The 17645-nt window shown below is 69.3% G+C and carries 16 protein-coding genes; 15 read left to right on the top strand and 1 reads right to left on the bottom strand.

Annotated elements, in window-relative coordinates; all coding sequences use genetic code 11:
* Positions 1–663 precede the first annotated feature (663 nt).
* The 13 genes from AC1DP1_RS21955 (at position 664) to AC1DP1_RS21895 (ending at position 15205) form a co-directional block, all read left to right on the top strand.
* Positions 664–1629 (top strand): hypothetical protein, encoded by a 966-nt coding sequence (locus AC1DP1_RS21955; RefSeq protein ID WP_477508644.1) that lies wholly within the window; start codon positions 664–666, stop codon positions 1627–1629.
* Between the two features lie 45 nt (positions 1630–1674).
* The gene (locus AC1DP1_RS21950; RefSeq protein WP_477508643.1) at positions 1675–1893 is read left to right on the top strand and encodes a hypothetical protein; all 219 of its coding nucleotides are present in this window, start codon (positions 1675–1677) and stop codon (positions 1891–1893) included.
* Positions 1890–2735 (top strand): hypothetical protein, encoded by an 846-nt coding sequence (locus tag AC1DP1_RS21945; RefSeq protein ID WP_477508642.1) that lies wholly within the window; start codon positions 1890–1892, stop codon positions 2733–2735. The genes AC1DP1_RS21950 and AC1DP1_RS21945 overlap by 4 nt, the downstream gene beginning before the upstream one ends.
* A 47-nt stretch (positions 2736–2782) precedes the next feature.
* Positions 2783–3067, top strand: a complete 285-nt coding sequence (locus tag AC1DP1_RS21940; RefSeq protein WP_477508641.1) for a hypothetical protein — start codon at positions 2783–2785, stop codon at positions 3065–3067.
* The gene (locus AC1DP1_RS21935; protein ID WP_477508640.1) at positions 3067–3963 is read left to right on the top strand and encodes a hypothetical protein; all 897 of its coding nucleotides are present in this window, start codon (positions 3067–3069) and stop codon (positions 3961–3963) included. Before AC1DP1_RS21940 ends, AC1DP1_RS21935 begins: the two co-directional genes overlap by 1 nt.
* A gap of 1 nt (position 3964) precedes the next feature.
* Entirely contained in the window at positions 3965–4792 is an 828-nt protein-coding gene (locus AC1DP1_RS21930; protein WP_477508639.1) for a hypothetical protein, read from the top strand.
* Positions 4779–6854 (top strand): type IV secretion system protein, encoded by a 2076-nt coding sequence (locus AC1DP1_RS21925; RefSeq protein WP_477508638.1) that lies wholly within the window; start codon positions 4779–4781, stop codon positions 6852–6854. Before AC1DP1_RS21930 ends, AC1DP1_RS21925 begins: the two co-directional genes overlap by 14 nt.
* A 65-nt stretch (positions 6855–6919) precedes the next feature.
* Positions 6920–8425 (top strand): SCO6880 family protein, encoded by a 1506-nt coding sequence (locus AC1DP1_RS21920; RefSeq protein WP_477508637.1) that lies wholly within the window; start codon positions 6920–6922, stop codon positions 8423–8425.
* Between the two features lie 50 nt (positions 8426–8475).
* Positions 8476–9972 (top strand): ATP-binding protein, encoded by a 1497-nt coding sequence (locus AC1DP1_RS21915; RefSeq protein WP_477508636.1) that lies wholly within the window; start codon positions 8476–8478, stop codon positions 9970–9972.
* Between the two features lie 21 nt (positions 9973–9993).
* Complete coding sequence (locus AC1DP1_RS21910) at positions 9994–12357, top strand: VldE C-terminal domain-containing protein (protein WP_477508635.1); 2364 nt, start codon at positions 9994–9996, stop codon at positions 12355–12357.
* Positions 12358–12432: 75 nt separating this feature from the next.
* Positions 12433–13035, top strand: a complete 603-nt coding sequence (locus AC1DP1_RS21905; RefSeq protein WP_477508634.1) for a hypothetical protein — start codon at positions 12433–12435, stop codon at positions 13033–13035.
* Positions 13032–14510, top strand: coding sequence for a type IV secretory system conjugative DNA transfer family protein (locus AC1DP1_RS21900; protein WP_477508633.1), 1479 nt, complete (start codon positions 13032–13034; stop codon positions 14508–14510). The genes AC1DP1_RS21905 and AC1DP1_RS21900 overlap by 4 nt, the downstream gene beginning before the upstream one ends.
* Positions 14507–15205, top strand: coding sequence for a hypothetical protein (locus AC1DP1_RS21895; protein WP_477508632.1), 699 nt, complete (start codon positions 14507–14509; stop codon positions 15203–15205). Before AC1DP1_RS21900 ends, AC1DP1_RS21895 begins: the two co-directional genes overlap by 4 nt.
* A gap of 43 nt (positions 15206–15248) precedes the next feature.
* On the opposite strand, the gene AC1DP1_RS21890 is transcribed toward AC1DP1_RS21895, so the two are convergent.
* Positions 15249–15434, bottom strand: a complete 186-nt coding sequence (locus tag AC1DP1_RS21890) for a hypothetical protein (protein WP_477508631.1) — start codon at positions 15432–15434, stop codon at positions 15249–15251.
* Positions 15435–15667: 233 nt separating this feature from the next.
* On the opposite strand from AC1DP1_RS21890, the gene AC1DP1_RS21885 reads away from it, so the two are divergent.
* Complete coding sequence (locus AC1DP1_RS21885) at positions 15668–16717, top strand: SHOCT domain-containing protein (RefSeq protein ID WP_477508630.1); 1050 nt, start codon at positions 15668–15670, stop codon at positions 16715–16717.
* 356 nt (positions 16718–17073) lie between these two features.
* On the top strand, positions 17074–17610 hold the full coding sequence (locus AC1DP1_RS21880; protein ID WP_477508629.1) for a hypothetical protein: 537 nt from the start codon (positions 17074–17076) through the stop codon (positions 17608–17610).
* The last annotated feature ends 35 nt before the right edge of the window (positions 17611–17645 follow it).

Raw genomic sequence — 17645 nt, 5'->3', positions numbered from 1 at the left:
GTCCTGTTCCAGTACTCGCGTGCCGCCAACCAACTGGGGAAGTTCTGCATCATCGGCAACGTCCAGGTCACCGCGGGCCAGTTGCATGGAGGCCGGCCGATCGACTGGTGGGATTGCGGGGCGTCGAAACGCTCGCGACGTCCCGGTAAACGAGGTGCCCACCGGCCAACTGGTTGCCGCCACGCGATCGAAGGTGCGTCTGAGCGCCCGCCTATGACTGTCAAGCGCGGCCGCCCTGCGGTCGACGCTCGGGTGCATTCCGTCCCGCAAGCCGATCCTATCTGCGGGATCTTCGCTTGGAGCAGCGACGGGATGCCGCTCCTCCAACACCTGCGCAATGTCGCTTCCTGGGAGTCGACGCGGGCTCGGTGACTGCGTAGATGCGCGATCGAGGCTGACGTAACGCGAGGTGTTCAACAACGCCGTCGAGTTTCAGTCTTCGCAGCATCTCGATAAGAAGGTCGCGCAAGGGTCGGCCGGGAACGATTTCAGTTTTCGGGGGGACGGGGGCGTCCCCCCGCTCTGACCTGCGCAAACGCAAAGACCGTATCCCCGTCGAGCAGGCGTCCCCCCTCGAAGTCAGGGGATTGGGGGACGGATGCGGGGACGCCCGCTCGCGATCTTTTCTGCCGTGCTCAGTCACGGACGAAAGGAGCGAGCGCGATGAGTGTGGGCGACCAGCTTGGCCTCGACGACAACAGCGAGCTGCTCGACCTGGCCCGCCAGAAGTGGCCGGCCTGGGTGGCCGCAGACCCGCGCCTCGGTGTGGTCGACAACTTCGACGACCTCCGCTCCTGGTTGCCGGCGGTGGACCATGAAACCTCCGACCAGGTCCTCCTCGCGCTGGCCATGCTGGCGGCCCCCGACGGTGGCGACGACATCGCGGCTGCGGCCGCTCTGGCCAAGTGCTTGCTGCCCGGCGCCTGTCGGCTCGCGGGCTGGCTGAGCACCCTCCCGCCACGCGAGGTCTTCCGCGACAGCCAGCCGGTTATGGCCGGCGCCTGGTCAGCAGTCGAGCGGATCGACGAGCTGGTGGCCTCGCAGCTATGGATCGAGGTCCGCACGTTCAAGTGGCGCCGGACCCGCAAGGTCGCGGCCAACATCTTGATCAACACCCGCGTCGGTGTCCTCCGCGAGGTCGGCGGCTTCTTCTACGTCTCCCGCGCCGACCGCTCCTGGGCCAACACGACGCTCGTCGAGTCTTTCTCAGCCGGCGACCTGACGAGCGTCGACGGCGGTGCCGGCTACTCGGCTGAGATGCCGACCGAGCGGGTCGCCGGCACGCTGTTCCACCGACCCGAGATCCTGGCCGTTGCCGGACCCGAGCGGGAGGAGCAGTCGGCCCCCGAGGAGCTTCTGGAGCTGCTCGCGTGGGCCTGCGACCACAAGGTGATCAGCGCCGCGGATCGGTACCTGTTGCTGTGCTTGGTCGAGGAGGCCGACCGGGTCGAGACCCGCAGGCTGGCGCGTGGGTATGGCGGACTTCTCAGCAATGAGGTGTCCAGCCGGGTCGCGCCCCGCATCGGGGTCTCTGAGGCAACGGTCCGTCGCCACGGCTCGCGAACCATGCGCGCCCTCGCCGCGGCCGCCCCGCGGAAGTTTGGCCATGACGAATCAGCCCGGAAGTGATCGCTCGCGCCACCCGCGACACATAGGCGACTGGAGGTGAAGCCCATGACGAACACCCACGAGGGCGAGCCGCGTACGCCTGAGCAGATCGCCGAGCTGTTCGCGATCGCCGGCCGCGAGATCGAGGCGGTCGAGCAGCTGACCGGCTGCGTCGCCCAGCTGCACGAAGTGCAGGCCGCGAAGGCTCAGCTGGCGATCCTGACCCCGGCCGAGATCCGCGCCGCGCTCGAGTTCCGGCGATGCGCCCTCAGGGGGGCCCAGTGAGCGCCCGGGCCCCGAGCCGCCCGGTCGGTGTCGACGAGCTCAAGCGGGCCTGGCACGCACTGAACGCCGGCGAGTTCCGCACCAGGCCCGGCGCCGGTAAGGGTCCCCGCGTCCGCGGCGCCGCCGCCGAGGGCAACTGGTCACCGGCCGACGGCGAGCACACCATCGCCGTTCTCGGGTCCGCCGGCTCGGTCGGCGCGAGCACCGTCGCTCTGGCCACCGGCCTGGCGGCAGCTGCCCCGGTCCGAGTCATCGAGTGCTGCTCGGTCACCGCCTCCGGACTCGCCGCGGCGAGCACCGCCGAGCTCGGCCTGCACCAGAGGGACTGGCGTCAGGGCAAGCGCGATCACGTCCTGCTCGAGCGCGCCAGCGAGGTCCTCGCCGGCGTCGACGAGGTCCCGCCGCCCATCGAGGCTCAGAACGAGACCCAGCTGACCATTCTCGACATCGGCTGGGAGGCCGGCCAGTTGCTGGCTACCGACTGCTGGCTGGCCGAGGCCGTCCGCGCCGCCGACCAGATCGTCCTGGTCACCACCGCCACCGTCCCCGGGATGCGTCGCGCGGGCGTCGCCATGGACCTGCTGTTCCCTTGGCAGCCCGAGCAGATCGCCCTCGCCGTCCGCGGGCCACGCCGCAAGAAGTGGCCGCGCGGCCTCGAGCACGCCGGCGGCCCCGCCGTCCGCCGCGCCCTGGTCGCGGAAAGGTGCGTGGAGATCCCCGTTGACCGCGAGCTCGCGGTCAACGGCCTGGACTCCCGCCCCGTCCCGGCCCCCCTGATCTCGGCAGCACGTCGGCTGCTCGAGCCCGCACAGCGGCCCACCGACACCAGCGAAGGCGCCTGACCCTCCCGGGGTCAGCAACCCAGAAAAGGGAATCCCCCATGGACGTCATGACCGCAACCGCAAGCACCGTGATGGCTGTCTGCCCGAAGGCGCCTCCGGGTGCTGTCGGCCCCACCAACGAGATCACCGGCTACGTGCTATGGGGCGTCATCGTCCTGTTCGGTCTCGGCATCATCATCGCGATCGCCGCGATCATCGCCGGCCGAGTGTTCTCCCTGCCGCACGCCTCCAAGGTCGGCGTGATCTCGGTGGTGGTCGTCTTCGCCTGCGCGATCGCCTACCTGGTGCTCCCCGGGATGCTCAACGGGGTCCTCGGCAAGGGCTGCATCTGATGCGGCGCGCGTCCACCAAGAAGGCGCCTCCCATCGAGCAAGGGACCAGCGAGTGGAGCCAGCGCAGGCTGCTCGGCATCCTGGCCGCCGCCGTCGCCGTGGGTGTACTCCTGCTCGGCGGCCTCGCGTACGCGGTCTACCTGGCGATCGCCGGCATCGGCGACGAGACCAGCGCGAACACCGGCGTCGCCACCGGCGAGACCGTGCGCTCGACGGTGGCCCGCGGTGCCGCGCATCGCGATGAGATCGCGGCCGAGCCGATGCTGACCGTGCCCGAGAGCGCCGCCTTCCCGCAAGCAGGCTCGGGGACCACCAGCGCCAACGCACCGGAGGTCAACGTCCCGGCCGGGACCGGAGTCAACGGGCCCGCGTTCGTGATGACCGGGTTCCCGCACACCCCGGAGGGCGCGGTCGGCCAGCTCGCTCAGATCGACCTCGCGGTGCTGCAGTCGATGAGCCTGAGCACCGCCGAGGAGGTTTACAACGCCTGGGCGCTGCCCGGCGGGGTCCGTGCGGAGGACTGGTGGATCACCGCCAGCGTCCGGGCGTTTCTCTCCAGCACCGGGATGGGCGAAGTCAAGGACCCCAGCGCCTCGGTGTCTCTGGAGCCGGCCGCCGCGCTGGTCAAGGGCACCGACGGCCCCGACTGGGCGACGGTGTGCGTGCTGATGAAGGTCAGCGCCACCTACAAGTCCGAAGGCCAGATCGCCTTCGCGCACTGCGAGCGCATGCAGTGGGTCGGCGGCCGCTGGATGGTCGCCCCCGGCGCTCCGCCTGCACCCGCACCCGCGACCTGGCCCGGCACCCAGCTGGGGCACGAGGCCGGCTGGCGCACCTGGTCCACCGACCACACCGCCGAACCCGCCCACCCCGGCGACACGGAAGAGGAGCACTGACATGCGCAACGGGATGAGCAGCCGGATCAACGACTCGATGGGGGAGTCCCGCACGACCCTGCTGCGCGTGGGGGTCCTGGCGGTGATCGCCGCCCTCGTGGCCACCGCCGTCTGGCTCGGAGCGCGCGGCCGGACCGATGACAACAGCGGAGCCGACAAGACACCCCGGGAGTCCTCGAGCCAGACCGGGCAGCAGGGGCGGAACGTCTCGGTCGACCAGGTCGACCAGGTCGCCCCGGAGGCCGCACCCGCAGACGGCGTCGTGATCCCGGCTGGCGCCGACCAGGTCGACGGCTACCCGACCCAGTTCCCCCAGACCGACCTGGGCGCGGTCGCGCTGCAGTTCGAGGTCGCCAAGGCGCAGGTCGGGTTCGACTACGACCAGGCCACCGTCGTCGCCGGCCTGTACGCCAACCCCGAGGACAGAGCCGTCTTCGAGCAGCGCGCCCGCGACGCTGTGGCACTGCGCCGCCAGCAGGCCGGCGTCCCGAGGGAGGGGGACGTCCCCCCGCCCGCGTCGTACGCCGTGACGCCGATCGCCTACACCCTTGAGGAGCTCGACACCGGCTACTACGCGGTGAACCTGCTCAGCTACGTCACCCTCACCACCGCCAACGGCAACGTCAGCGACGGCCTCTACGCCGGCACCCAGCTCATGCGGTGGCTCGAGGTCGACGGCGTGGGCGACTGGCGACTGGTCCAGGGCAGCACCGCAGACATCGAGCACCTGGTCTCCACCGGACAGCCCAAGGCGGTCGCGCCGGGCACCCCGCAGTACAAGCAGGCCGGCTGGATCCCGATCAACGGGACACCCCATGAGCACCGCTGATCTCTTTCGCCGGGTCACCCGGCTGGGCATCGGCGCCCTGGCGGTCCTGGTCCTCACTACGCTCCTCGGAGCCGCCACAGCTCTTCAGCCGTCCGCCGCCGCAGCCGAACCGGCGACCAGCACGGCGGCCAGCACGGCGCAGGTCGCCGCGGTCGAGACCGCCGGCCAGCTGCTGGCCCGCACCGTCAAGATGAGCTGTCTTGGTCCCGACGAACTGTGCGACCTCGGCGGCGACGCCCTCGATTGCGCGGAGGACCCGGTCGACTGCGGCAAGAACGCGGCCAGTGGCGTCAAGGACGAGATCGAGGACCAGGTCGAGGGCGTCCAGGAGTGCCTCGAAAACCCCAGCCTCACCGACTGCGCAAGGGGAGTCGGGGGAGTGGTGCCGGGCGTCGGCAGGTGTGGGCTGCTCGACGCGATCTGCGACGCCGGGCTCCCGGGGATCGGAATCCCTGGCGTCCCGGCGGCGCCCGGCACCCCAGGACTCCCGAACGTGGGGGACCTCTTCGGCGCCGGCATCCCGGGCCTCGGTGACATCCCTAACCCGTTCGAGAACATCGGCGACGTCATCGCCAAGGCGGCGGCCGATGCCTGGACCTCGGCAATGCTCGCGGTCTGGAGCTCCGGCCTGTTCGTGCTGCGCATCGTGCTCACGTTCAGCGAGCTGTTCTTGACCCCCGACCTGAGCGACGACGGACCCGGTAAGGACGTCTACGCCTTCACCCTCTGGCTCGCGCTCGCCCTGGTGGTCATCTTGGCGATGATCCAGCTCGGCGCCGCGGCCTTCAAACGAGAGGGCAAGGGCCTCGCGCGGGCGTTCATCGGCGCCGGCCAGTTCGTCCTGGTCTGCGCCTGCTGGTTCGGCTACTGCGTCATGATCGTCGCGGCCTGCGGCGCCATCACCAAGGCGCTGATGAAGTCGCTGCTCCAGGTGCAGACCTGGCCAGACTGGGATCCCCTGGGCGGCCTCGGCGTCGACGACATCACCGAGGCCGGCGTGGCCACAGCGCTGGCCTTCCTTGGCATCTTCTTGTGGCTGGCCGCGATCGGGCACGTCCTGGTTTACCTCGGCCGGGCGGCCTCGCTGCTGGTCCTGGTCGCCACCGGCCCGCTCGCCGCGGCCGGGTTGGTCTCCGACTTCACCCGCTCCTGGTTTTGGAAGTCGCTGCGCTGGTTCCACGCCGCCGCGTTCACACCGGTGTTGATGGTGATGGTGCTGGGCATCGGCGTGCAGTTCGCAAACGGCGTCGCTGCCCACCTCGCAGACGGCACCGCCAAGGCGTTCGGCACGGCACTGCCGGCGGTCATGACGATCCTGATCAGCGTCGTCGCGCCGCTGGCGCTGTTCAAGCTTCTGGCCTTCGTCGACCCCGGCACCTCCAGCGGCGCGTCGTTCCGTCAGGGCATGGCCATCCAGGGCGGGCTCCACGGGCTGCTGAGCGGCGGCGGTGCCGGCGGCGGCTCGTCGGCCGCGTCGACCACCGATGGCAACGGTCGCTCGTCGGGTGAGCAGAGCGCCGAGGCCTCGACCGGCGATCGGTTCAACAAGTCCACCCAGGGCGTCCTCGGCAGCTTCGGCCCGGTCGGACAGGCGTTCGCTGCCGGGCTCGGGATGGTCAGCAGCGCCGGAGCGAAGGCCACGTCCCTGATGTCGGACGAGACCAACCAGGCCGGCGTCGGGCAGAGCACCTACGGACCCGATTTCAGCGGCATGGGTGGCCGCCAGTCCGGCCAGTCCGGCCAGTCCGGCGGTCAGCCCGGCGACCAGAGTGGCGGCACCCACCCCGGCTCGCAGAACGGCGGGGACGACGACTCGCCGTTGCCGACCCCGCCGTCCCCGCATGCCCCGCCTGCTTCGCCCACCCCGCCGACGCTGCCCACCGGCGGCGGACCCGGCGGCGGACCCGGCGGTGGCTCGGGTGGCGGCTCTGGCGGACAGGGCGGCGGTGGTGGCGGAGGAGCGCCCAAGACCCCGGCCGCAGGTGGTGGCGGCGGGGGAGCGGCCGGAGGTGCCGGCGGAGCCGCTGCGGCTGGCGGCGCGATTCCCCCGGTGGCGGTGTAGCCGATGCGCCGCACGACCTGCCCCCAGCTCCGATCGACAGGCAGTGACCCGGAAGGAAACCGACGATGACCATCTACGCCGACTACCAGCGCGACCGCATCGGCTGGTTCTTCGGCCTCTCCGGAGGCCAGCTGATGTTCTTGGCGCTGGCCAGCCTGCCGGCGTTTTGGGCGATCAGCCGCGGAGCGTGGTTCTCCGCGTTCCTGTTCGCCCTGGTCTGGCTGTTCCTGCTGGCCATCACCGTCATCCCGGTCCGGGGCCGCTCGGCTACCGGCTGGGTGTTTGCCTCGACGATGTACGCCGTCGGCGGGCTGCTCAGCTGGACCTCGTTCCGTGCGAAGGCCACCGAGGGCCGCGTAGAGGATGTCGACACCCCCGACCTCCCCGGGGTGCTTCAGGGCATCAAGATCCACGACGGCCCGCCGCATGGCTCCCAGCTGCAGCGGGTCGGAGTAATCCACGATGACGCCGCGAAGACGTGGGCTGTCACCGCCTCGATCGTCCACCCCGGCATCGGCATGAAGGACACCGAGGAGCGCAGCCGCTACGGCGAGGCGCTGGCCGGGCTGCTCGACGTCGCCGGCCGCACCGAGAAGATCGACGAGATCCTGTTCATGGTCCGCACCGTCCCCGAGGACGGCGCCGAGCGCGATCTGTGGGTCAACAAGCACCGCCGCGACAACGCCCCCCAGCTGTCCGAGGTCGTCAACAGCGACCTCGCGGTCGGACTCACTCAGGCGTCGGTTCGCACCGAGCAGTTCGTGACAATCGTCGTCCCGGAGACCCGGATCGCCCGGTCGGCCAAGGAGTCCGGCGGTGGCTTCGAGGGCCGCTGCCGCGAGCTCTACCTGCTGATGGCCGAGATCGAGGCCCAGCTGCGGGGCCCGATGGGGATGACGTCGGTCCGCTGGCTCACCTCGCCGGAACTCGCCCTGGCGTCCCGCACCGGGTTCGCCCCAGGCGATCGCGCCGGCATCGTCGAGGCCCTCGCGATGCGGGAGAAGGACCCGAGCGTGAACGCCGACGTCCCGTGGGCGCTGGCCGGGCCCTCGGGCGCCGACGCGACGGTGCGGCACTACAGCCATGACGCGTGGAACTCGATCAGCGCCACCATCAAGCTCCCGACCCGCGGCGTGGCGATGGGCGCCCTGGCGCCGATCCTCACCCCGAGCGAGTCCGGTGAGCGACGCTCGTTCGTCGTCTCCTTTCCGATCGTGGCCCAGTCCAAGGCCGACCGGCAGTCGGGCAACGCAGAGTGGGCCGCCGACCTGGCTGAGGGAATGAACGAGAAGCTCGGCCGCAAGACCCGTGCCAAGCAGCGCGACGAGGCCCACAAGGCCCGCGGCCTGGACGCCAAGCTGGCCCACGGCAACGCGCTGGTCCGGCCTTATGCCGTGTGCACGGTCACGGTTCCCAAGACGCTGCGGGTCACCGAGTTCGGCCGTCGCCTGGACGCCTCGATCCGCCGCGCCGGGTTTGCGCCCCTGCGGCTCGACCTGGCCCAGGACGTCGGTTTCGCCGCCTCGACCATCCCCGTCGGGATGAGCCTGACCCGGAGCGGAGACGCTTGATGCCCACCACGACCCACAGGAACCGCGGCGGCGCCAAGTCGGGAAGGGACATGGCGGCCTTGTTGTCCGACTTCGGCCACGACCTGCCCACGATCCCCCCGCTCGCCCCGGAGGCCAAGGAGCCCCGGATCTTCAAGTACGCCTCGCGCCGCGGTGCATCCCGCCGCGGCCGCGGCTGGGCGCCCGCCACCGCCCCGGTGCAGGCCTGGCGGATGACGAGTGACCAGGCGCCGGTGTTCTGGCCGTTCGTGTCTGCGCCGGCCCTGCCGCCGACCGGGGCGCAGATGGGCGTCGACCAGCTCTCCGGCGGCTCGTTCTACTGCGACCCCTTCGGCTGGGTGCTGCGCGACGACGTGTCGGCGACCAACCCGAACATCTTCCAGTTCGCCAAGCCGGGCACCGGCAAGTCCGGCACCACCAAGGCGTTTTGCACGCGGATGATGCCCTTCGGCTACCGCACCTTGGTCCTGGGCGATCCCAAGGACGAGTACGAGTCGCTGTGCCGCGCGCTCGGCGTCGAGCCATTTGTCATCGCCCCCGGCTTCTGGGCACGAATCAACCCGCTGGCCATGGGCCCGCTCGGCCACGACTGGGAGAAGCTCTCGGCCGAGGAAGCCCGACGGCGCACGACGATCATCTTCAAGCGCTGGCTGGTTCTGATCCGCGGTCTGGTCGGCTGCATGAAGCTCGACGACCAGCGCCGGGTGCCGTTCGGGCCCGACGAGGGCGACGTCGTCCGCAACGCCTTGGGGATCCTCACCGGCTACGCCGCCAGCAACTCGATCCTCACCGAGACCACCATCCCGCGGCTGTGGGACCTGCTGCGCAATCCCACCGAGGAGCTCGTCCGGGCGTGCGAGTATGGGAGCACCCGCCAGTTCCTCGACCAGACGCGGCTGCTGCGCAACGCGCTCGGCGAGCTGGTCACCGGGAGCCTGGCCGGTCTTTTCGACGACTTCACCAACATCGAGGTCGATTGGCGCGCCCCGATCCAGTCGTTCAGCCTCTCCCGGCTCGATGGGCTCGGGGACGAGGCGGTGGGCATCGCGCTGCTGTGCATGAACTCCTGGGGCCGCGGGCTGCGCGAGATCGCCGAGCCCGGCGACCTGCGCATCGTCGTGCGCGACGAGGTCTGGAAGCAGATGCGCCTCGGCGTCTCCGCGGTGCTGAGCTTCGACGCGGACCTGCGGCTCTCGCGCGGCATGGCCGGCAAGGGCGGCGACATCCAGTTCGCCAACCTTCACAAGCCCTCCGACCTGCTCTCGGTCGGCGATGCCGATTCCCAGGCCGCGATGATCGCCAAGGACCTCCTCGAGCTCGCTGACATCAAGATCCTCGGCGGCCAGAAGCCGCGCGTCGCGCGCGAGCTCGACTCGATGCTCGGCTTCGGCCCGATCGCCCAGGACCTCGTCTCCGGGTGGGCGATGAAGGACAAAGGCCGCGCGCTGTGGTGCGTCGGAGACGCCACCTACAAGGTCCAGACGGTGCTCCACCCGCTGGAGAAGAAGATCTACTACACCAACGAGGCCATCGAGGCCGCGGGCTGAGGCGCTCGGGACTGACCTGTCGTGAAGAAGCTAGTCCTCGCTGGACTGCCGGTCCTGATCGTCATCATGGCGCTGCCGTTCGTCGTGACACTGATGGTGGTGATGACCACGACCGCGGCCGCCGAGTGCCGCACCCAGACCAGCGAGACCGCACTTACCGAGCTTGGTGACCTCGGAGTCATCGATGGCCCCTTGGGCGGCTCGGTCAAGGGCACGATCACCATGGCCTCTGCCGAGGAGCCGCCGACCGGCGACGTGTTCGCCCAGCTGATGCAGCTGCGGTTCGCCTCCAGCTACCCGACCCTGACCACCGAGCAGGCCCGCAACGCGATCACCATCGCCCAGGTCGCCCGCGACCTCCAGGTTCCCCGCTACGGGCTGCAGGTCGCGATCGCCACCGCGATCCAGGAGTCCAAGCTGGTCAACCTCACCGGCGGCGACCGCGACTCCGGTGGCCTGTTCCAGCAGCGTCCCTCGACCGGCTGGGGGAGCCGTGCTGAGGTGACCAACCCGGTGCTCGCCGCGCGTGCCTTCTTCGGCAGGGCCCAGCACGCCGGCAACCCGGGACTGCTCGACGTCCCCGGCTGGCAGGACATGCCGCTGACCCAGGCGGCCCAGGCCGTGCAGCGGTCGGGCTTTCCCGACGCCTACGCCCAGTGGGAGGACGTCGCCGGCGACATCGCCGACCTCCTCGGCGGCGACCTATCCGACCTGCCAGACGGCGACGGCGAGGTCTCGAACGCGAGCAATTGCGAGGACACCGTGAACCCGATGACCGTCGGGACCTTGAACATCCTGGGCGCCGGCCACACCGACAACCAGGCGGGCGGCGGCAACGAGAAGGCCGGGTACGCCACCTGGGACAAGCGGCTGCCCGGGGCACTCAGCGCGATCGAGAACGCCGGCGTCACTATCGCCGGTCTCCAGGAGGTCCACGGCCCCCAGGCCAGAGCCCTAGTTGACCGCTATTCGGCCAAGTGGGGCATGTACCCGGCCACGGGCAACACCCAGAACAAGGTGATCTGGGACCGCGGCAGCTGGGAGATGACCGACTCACGCCTCGTCCAGATCCCGTACTTCAACGGCAAGGACGTCGGGATGCCGGTCGTCCAGCTGACGGGTGCGGCCGACAGCGTCAACACCGGGCAGGTCATCTGGGTCTGGAGCATCCACAACCCCGCCGACACGCAAGGGAACGCCGCCGGGCACCGCACGGAGGCGCTGCGCCGCCAGATGGCGACCATGACCGAGCTCGCCGGCACCGGCACCCCGGCGGTGATCCTGGGCGACTTCAACGACGGCAAGGACGGCAAGAACTCCTCACACTGCGTCCTCACACCCGACCTGAGCAACGCCTTCGGGGGATCGGCCGAGCCCTGCAAGAAGCCCCAGGAGGACGCGCCGATCGACCACATCTATGGCGCTAACCTCACCTGGGCCAGCGCCGAGGTCGACAACAGCACCCAGGCCAACAAGGTCGCTGACCACCCGCTGGTTACCGCCACCACCGCCGGCAGCAGCGCGGGCTGCGCGGTCGCGACCGAGACCGACTACAACCTCGGCCCGGTCAAGCCGCAGCTGACGCAGCTGGTTAACATCCTCGGCCCGATGTTCGACATCAAGACCGTCGGCGGCTACCGCGAGAGCGCCACCGACCCCCACGGCCACCCGGCCGGCCTGGCGGCCGACTTCGTGGTCCCGCTGACTCCCGCCGGCAAGGCCCAGGGGGACGCGCTCGCGGCGTACGCCCAGACCCACGCCCGCGAGCTCGGGATCGACTACATCATCTGGTACCAGCGCATCTGGTCGGCCGCGCGAGCAGACGAGGGCTGGCGGCTGATGGAGGACCGAGGCTCGGCCACCGCGAACCACCTCGACCACCCGCACATCAACGTGCTGCCCAACGCCCAGGTCTCCCCGGTCGGTCTCGAGGGCGCGTCCTGCGACGAGGTGGTCTACCCGGTGCCGGCGGAGTACATCGGCACCGACAAGGGAAACTGGCATGACACCGGGCCCTACTGGACCAACTGGCACACCGGAACCGACTTCTCTGCCCCGTGCGGCACGACCGTCTACGCCGCCCACGCCGGCACCATCGAGATTGACACCAGCCAGAGCTGGGCCGGCCCGCAGCTGGTCAAGGTCACCACCGGCGCCGGCTCTATGGCCACCTGGTACGCGCACATGCAGGGCGTCATCGTCAGCCGCGGCCAGACCGTCGCTGCCGGCGAACCGATCGGCCAGGTCGGCAAGGAGGGAAACGGCTCCGGGTGCCACCTCCACTTCGAGGTCCACCTCGAGAACGGCTCCATCTACGGACCCGACAACGCCGACCCCTCGACCTGGCTGGCTGAAAACGCCTCGAACCCGAGGCGGTCTGTGTGATCGCTGCCGGGCCCCCCGGCACATAGGTGACCAGCCAGAACTTCGACCACCCACGATTCCAGGAGGCGGAATCCAATGCAGCGAGAGCGACGACGCGACCCCTACGCCTGGACCTGGGAGATCCCTGTAGCCGTGGCCCTGGCGACCTTGTTCGTCATCGTCTTCGGCATCCAGTTGGGCCGCTCCGTCGCGAACGTGCTCGCCGGCGCCGGCTGGACCTGGCCCGACGCCAACGCCGGTGCGTTCCCCTCGCCGATCGGCACCGCCTTCTGGACCAGCCTTCCCGGCGTGCTCAGCGGGCACGCCGACGCCGGCCTGCCCACACCGACACCGGACGGCCTGGCTGGCCGCACCCTGGTGTGGGTCAGCCTCGCGACGACGGAGGTCGCGCTGATGAGCGCCACCATCTGGGTCGGCGTCTGGGCCTACCAGCGCTGGGGTCCGGGACGCGTGCGCGGCATGGCGACCGCCGCACAGGCCGAGAAGATCCTGGGCGTCACTCGGCTGCGCAAGGTCGCGGGCATCGTCCGCCCCGACCTCTACGGCAAGCACGCCACCGCCACCGCGGCACCCGTTCAGCGCACCGCCGGCGACCTCACCGAAGAGACCGGGCCGCAGCTCGGCCACGGGCTCAGCCCGTGGCTCCTGAACGGCCGCCGGACGAAGGAGAAGCGATGAAGCTGAGGTTCAACCCGTGGGACGTGGGTTGGCGCATTGGGGACGCGCACGAGCCGCGTGGCGGCGAGCTGTGGGTGCCGTGGGACCGCACCGCCGGGGTGATTGGCCCGCAGGGTTCGGGCAAGACGCTCGATCTGCTCACCCCGGCGCTGCTCAGCGCTCCGGGCGCGGCCCTGGTCACCCTGACGAAGGTCGAGGACCTGCTGCTCAGCCTCACCGAACGCTCCAGCGACGACCGTCCGTGCGTGGTCCTCGACCCTTTCGGGCTGGCGAAGGGCGCCGTCGACGAGCTGATCTGGGACCCGATCGCCGGCTGCGTGGACCCCAAGGTCGCCGAGCGGCGAGCCAAGGCCTTTACCGCCGGCACCGTCAAGGGTGCGATCACCGGCGGCACCGGGGACGATGCCGCCCGGTTCTACGCGGCGGAATCGGCGAAGGTGCTACAGGGCTACTTCCACGCCGCGGCCCTGACCGGGAAGACCCTCGAGGACGTCCTGCAGTGGGTCGCGAACCCGACCGCGGCCAGCCAGCCTATGGAGATCCTGCGACGCCACCCGCACGCCGAACCCTTCTGGCACGGCCTGCTGCACGGGGCGCTCAACGGCGACGACCGCACCGCCGGTAACACGATCACCACGGTGCAGCAGGCGGTGTCCCTGTTCTTCCAGGCCGACATCCGACGCCGCTGCGTGCCCAGCCACGGGCGCCCGACCACCGACCTGGCGGACGTGATCCGTCGCTGCGGCACCATCTACCTGCTGGGCCGCGAGGACCCCTACGCCTCGGCCAGCCCGCTGATGACCGCGGTGGCCGAGCATGTCTTGGACACCGGTCTGCTGCTGGCCAACAGCTCACCGTGGGGAGGCCGGCTGTGCCCGCCCCTGGTCTCGGTGCTCGACGAGCTGCCCTCGACCGCCCCTCTGCCGACCCTGCGCACCCGGATGGCCAACGAGCGCGCGCTGGGCCTGTCGTTCATCTGGGCCGCCCAGACCCGTCCCCAGCTGACCAGCATCTTCGGCGAGCACGAGGCCCGGGCGCTGCTCGGTCTCACCAACACCCTGGTGATGTTCGGCGGGTCCAAGGACGTCGCGTTCAACCAGGAGATCTCCGACCTGCTCGGAACAGTCCGTATCGGTCGCGTCACCCACTCCACCAGCGGGTTCAACGGCGGTAGCCGCAACTTCTCCGGCGACGACATCCCCATCATGCGGCCCGAGGAGGTCCGCCAACTGCCCGAGCGGCAGGCTTTGGTGATTGCCGAGAACGGCAAGCCGATCATCGCCACGCTGCACCGCTGCGTGGAGGGCAAGCCCGGCGAGCGGCTTCTGGCCGACCAGCGGGCGGCGCGCGCGCGGCTCACCAACGACCGTCGCATGGTCATCACCCCCGAGGCCCGGGCGACCGCAGCCCTCGTCGAGGCGCGCCGCCTCGGCTTCGTCGACGACGAGACCGAACCGACTAGGAGTGAGTTGTGACGACCGAACAGGCCCGACGGGCCGCACCCAGCCCGATGGTGTTCCCGTTCCCCGTCCCCGGGGAGCAGGTCCGGTTGGCCTACCGCGAGCTCCACATCGCCATCAACGGCACCGAGGAGCAGAAGAAGGCCCTGGGTAACCATGCCCTGCTGCCCCGGCCCTGGCAGCCGGCGACGTGTCCCAACCCCGAGCTCCGACATCAGCTGTGGGAATGGTTCGAGGACGTCGTGATCTGGCTCAACCGCGAATACACCTGGGACGTCGCCGGGCTCATCCCCAGCTGCTGGCCAATGCACCCGCACCTAGTCCACGAGATCGCGGTGCTGGCCGACCAGCGCCGCCGCGCCGGGCTCGCGATGACCAGCGACGCGCTCGAGGAGTGGCACCGCTACTGCCTACCCGCCTTCACCGACCGCATGCGCAACCGACTACGGGCGCATTGCGACGACGAGCACAAGAGCTGGCCCGCCAAGCCGCGACACAACGAGCACCTGGGCGATGCCAGCACCCAGCGGCGTGAGAACGCCTTCGTGCACGACGTCCACGCGCTGCCCGCCAACCGACGGGTCTACGAGCAGCCCGAGCCTGTCGGTCGACCGCGCCTCGTCGAGGTCGACCTAGACACCGGCGAGATCAAGGACGCCCCGCTCGGCTCGCAGCCGCGCACCCGAACCGAGAAGGGTCCCCGTAGCTGACGCGGCAATCGCGGCGGAATGGGCTAGGCAGCCCTCAGGGCGATCAGACAGCTGGCACGTAGACGCGCAGCTGGATGCCGTCGTGCTCCTCGAGCTCGTCGCTGTCTACATAGGTGACCGAGCCACCGCCGACGTCCTCGAAGAACATCGGGTCACCCAGAGCGGGAAGGTAAGAGATCTGGCCGTCCCCCGGGCCTCCGCGCAGAACCACGTTTGGCTTGTTGGGCATGCAGAGACCCTAAGACTCGCGCTGCCGACCCACGACGATGACAGTCGGCGAAGTGAGGCAATCGTCGTGGCAGTTCTAAACCGGCTGTCTGGCACCGAAGCGGTCGTCAGTGTGCCCTTGTAAGCCTGCAGACGGCCCAGGAGGCGCCCGCATTTAGTTCAAGAGGGCTCCCGAGGCGCGCGTTTGGGATGCATCCTGTAGCCCCAACGCTACGACCCGCGCAAGGAAGTCGCATGACGCCAGAGTTCAGTCCAAAGATCAAGCCCAAACTTCAGGCGCGCCTGATGGAGCAGGTCGCCACCGTGTTGATGCCCGGCGAGGAGGTGAGATGGGCTTCCACATGCAACAACCTCAAGCCGACTGCGAATCACCTGTTCGTCACCAACTACCGCATCCTGGGCTGGGCGACCGGAGGCGTGCTTTCGTTCGAGGCCGACCTGGGAGATGGGTTCGCTTTTGAGGCGGTTGCGGACAAACAGACCCTCGACGTCGCGCACGGCGATGCAGAGATGAAGTTCAAGAACATCCCCAAGCCTGACTTCCCCCGGCTGACCGAGCATCTGGAACGAGCGACAGCGGCCGCTGACACTTCCACCATCGCCAACGCGCGCAGCAACGCTAGTCACTCCAGCGCCGGCGCGTCTGGCCAACTGCGGGCAAAACGCCGCGAGTGGGATGAGACCAAGGTGGTCGGCAAGCTGTCCACCAAGGCCAGCACCGCGGTGGCGAGGCTGTGCCACGGCAACGAGCAGCCCTGGCTCATCCTGACCTCCAGTGGCGGTGCGGGCGTGCTGGCGGCGTGGGAGGACCGGCTCGCGATCATCAAGACGGGCGGCCTAACCAGCATGATGGCCGGGTCGTTGGGTGGGGAGCGCTCAGCGGTGTTTCACTACGTCGATATCACCGGCGTCGAATACAACTCCGGATTTGTCAAAGGAGTGCTAGAAGTGCTTACCCCGTCCTATTCCGGGGGCGCCCAGAAGGATTTCTGGCGCGGATCGAATGCCTCCCGGAACGCCGACTCCAACGACCCGTGGACGCTGAGCAATACACTGCCGCTGACCAAGGCCGAGTACAACGCTGCCCGGGACGAGATGCAAACCCTGCGGTCACGAATCGCGGAGGCCAAGCGTCCGACCGTGCAGGTCTCACCCCTGGTGGCGCCGACGTCGGTCGGAACCGGGCTGGCCGACGAAGTGAAGAAGCTCGCCGACCTACGCGACGCTGGCATCCTGACTGAAGAGGAGTTCGACGCAGCGAAGCGACGGTTAATCGAGGGCTAGGCACACTAGAAGACGTCTCCGACAGGCGGCGGATAGACGCTGGCGCTGGCGGTCGGCTTGGATGAGCCCACGCCGCGCCCGCCTTGCGTGGCCGAGGAACTCGCTCGACCCTGTGGACGCCAACCCGACACCTGCCCGCGGGACTGCCGCCAAGGACCTCCAACAAACGGCGACGGTTCGGGGCGGGTAGCTAGACAGTGGATTGAGCCACCCAGTGGGTGGCGGGGTTCGAACAGATGTAAGGCCTCACGCCCACAGAGGTATCGGCGCTACGAATTGATGTCCCGGAGGAAGGCGATATCCTCTGACCAGGCCAGGCGCCGTGGGCGTCGTCGTCCAAGTCACAGGGGGAACGCGTGAAGTTTAAGACCGAAGCCGAGATCATGAAGGTCTTGGAGATCGACACTTGGCGCAACCTCTCTAAGGACAAGATGCTCCAGTTTGCGTCCTTGGTGCCAGAGATGGATAAGGAGATTGCGCTCAAGGTCATTGAGCAGTTCCCAGAGTTTCGCCTCTTCGGTATAGATACCCTGAACGTCCTCGAGAAGGAACACACCTCAACTCTGCTGGCCAATCACGAGAGCCAGACCGAGGTTCACAATGCATATCGAGAGGTACGAGGCATCCTCTCGGGCGAGCTCAAGCGAGACGACTTGGCCCCGGAAGACCGGATGATCATCATCGACAAGGTCATCCAGACCGCGGACCAAGAGTTTGCGAAGGACTCGGAGAACAAGCGCTTCTTGGACACGCTGTTCGGCAAGGCAGCCATGGCAGGTGGAGCAGTCATGACCCTGGGCTTAGTGGTTCTCGGGGGCCGCGTGCTTCGGGATAGTGATCCCAGAGAGGTCAGACAAGGCGAATCCCTAAGCGGCCCGGATCGCGAGACGTGAGCGTATTCCCTGCTGTCGCAAGCGGCCGCAATGCC

The sequence above is a fragment of the Nocardioides sp. P4_G10 genome, assembly GCF_056401175.1.
This window is presented reverse-complemented; position numbering and strand designations above follow the sequence as displayed.

Bases quoted from the DNA above. Each gene is read 5' to 3' on its own strand.
- AC1DP1_RS21915 (WP_477508636.1), top strand. From the start codon at position 8,476: ATGGCGGCCTTGTTGTCCGACTTCGGCCACGACCTGCCCACGATCCCC.
- AC1DP1_RS21900 (WP_477508633.1), top strand. From the start codon at position 13,032: ATGAAGCTGAGGTTCAACCCGTGGGACGTGGGTTGGCGCATTGGGGAC.
- AC1DP1_RS21905 (WP_477508634.1), top strand. From the start codon at position 12,433: ATGCAGCGAGAGCGACGACGCGACCCCTACGCCTGGACCTGGGAGATC.
- AC1DP1_RS21890 (WP_477508631.1), bottom strand. From the start codon at position 15,434: ATGCCCAACAAGCCAAACGTGGTTCTGCGCGGAGGCCCGGGGGACGGC.
- AC1DP1_RS21925 (WP_477508638.1), top strand. From the start codon at position 4,779: ATGAGCACCGCTGATCTCTTTCGCCGGGTCACCCGGCTGGGCATCGGC.
- AC1DP1_RS21955 (WP_477508644.1), top strand. From the start codon at position 664: ATGAGTGTGGGCGACCAGCTTGGCCTCGACGACAACAGCGAGCTGCTC.
- AC1DP1_RS21950 (WP_477508643.1), top strand. From the start codon at position 1,675: ATGACGAACACCCACGAGGGCGAGCCGCGTACGCCTGAGCAGATCGCC.
- AC1DP1_RS21920 (WP_477508637.1), top strand. From the start codon at position 6,920: ATGACCATCTACGCCGACTACCAGCGCGACCGCATCGGCTGGTTCTTC.
- AC1DP1_RS21940 (WP_477508641.1), top strand. From the start codon at position 2,783: ATGACCGCAACCGCAAGCACCGTGATGGCTGTCTGCCCGAAGGCGCCT.
- AC1DP1_RS21885 (WP_477508630.1), top strand. From the start codon at position 15,668: ATGACGCCAGAGTTCAGTCCAAAGATCAAGCCCAAACTTCAGGCGCGC.
- AC1DP1_RS21935 (WP_477508640.1), top strand. From the start codon at position 3,067: ATGCGGCGCGCGTCCACCAAGAAGGCGCCTCCCATCGAGCAAGGGACC.
- AC1DP1_RS21930 (WP_477508639.1), top strand. From the start codon at position 3,965: ATGCGCAACGGGATGAGCAGCCGGATCAACGACTCGATGGGGGAGTCC.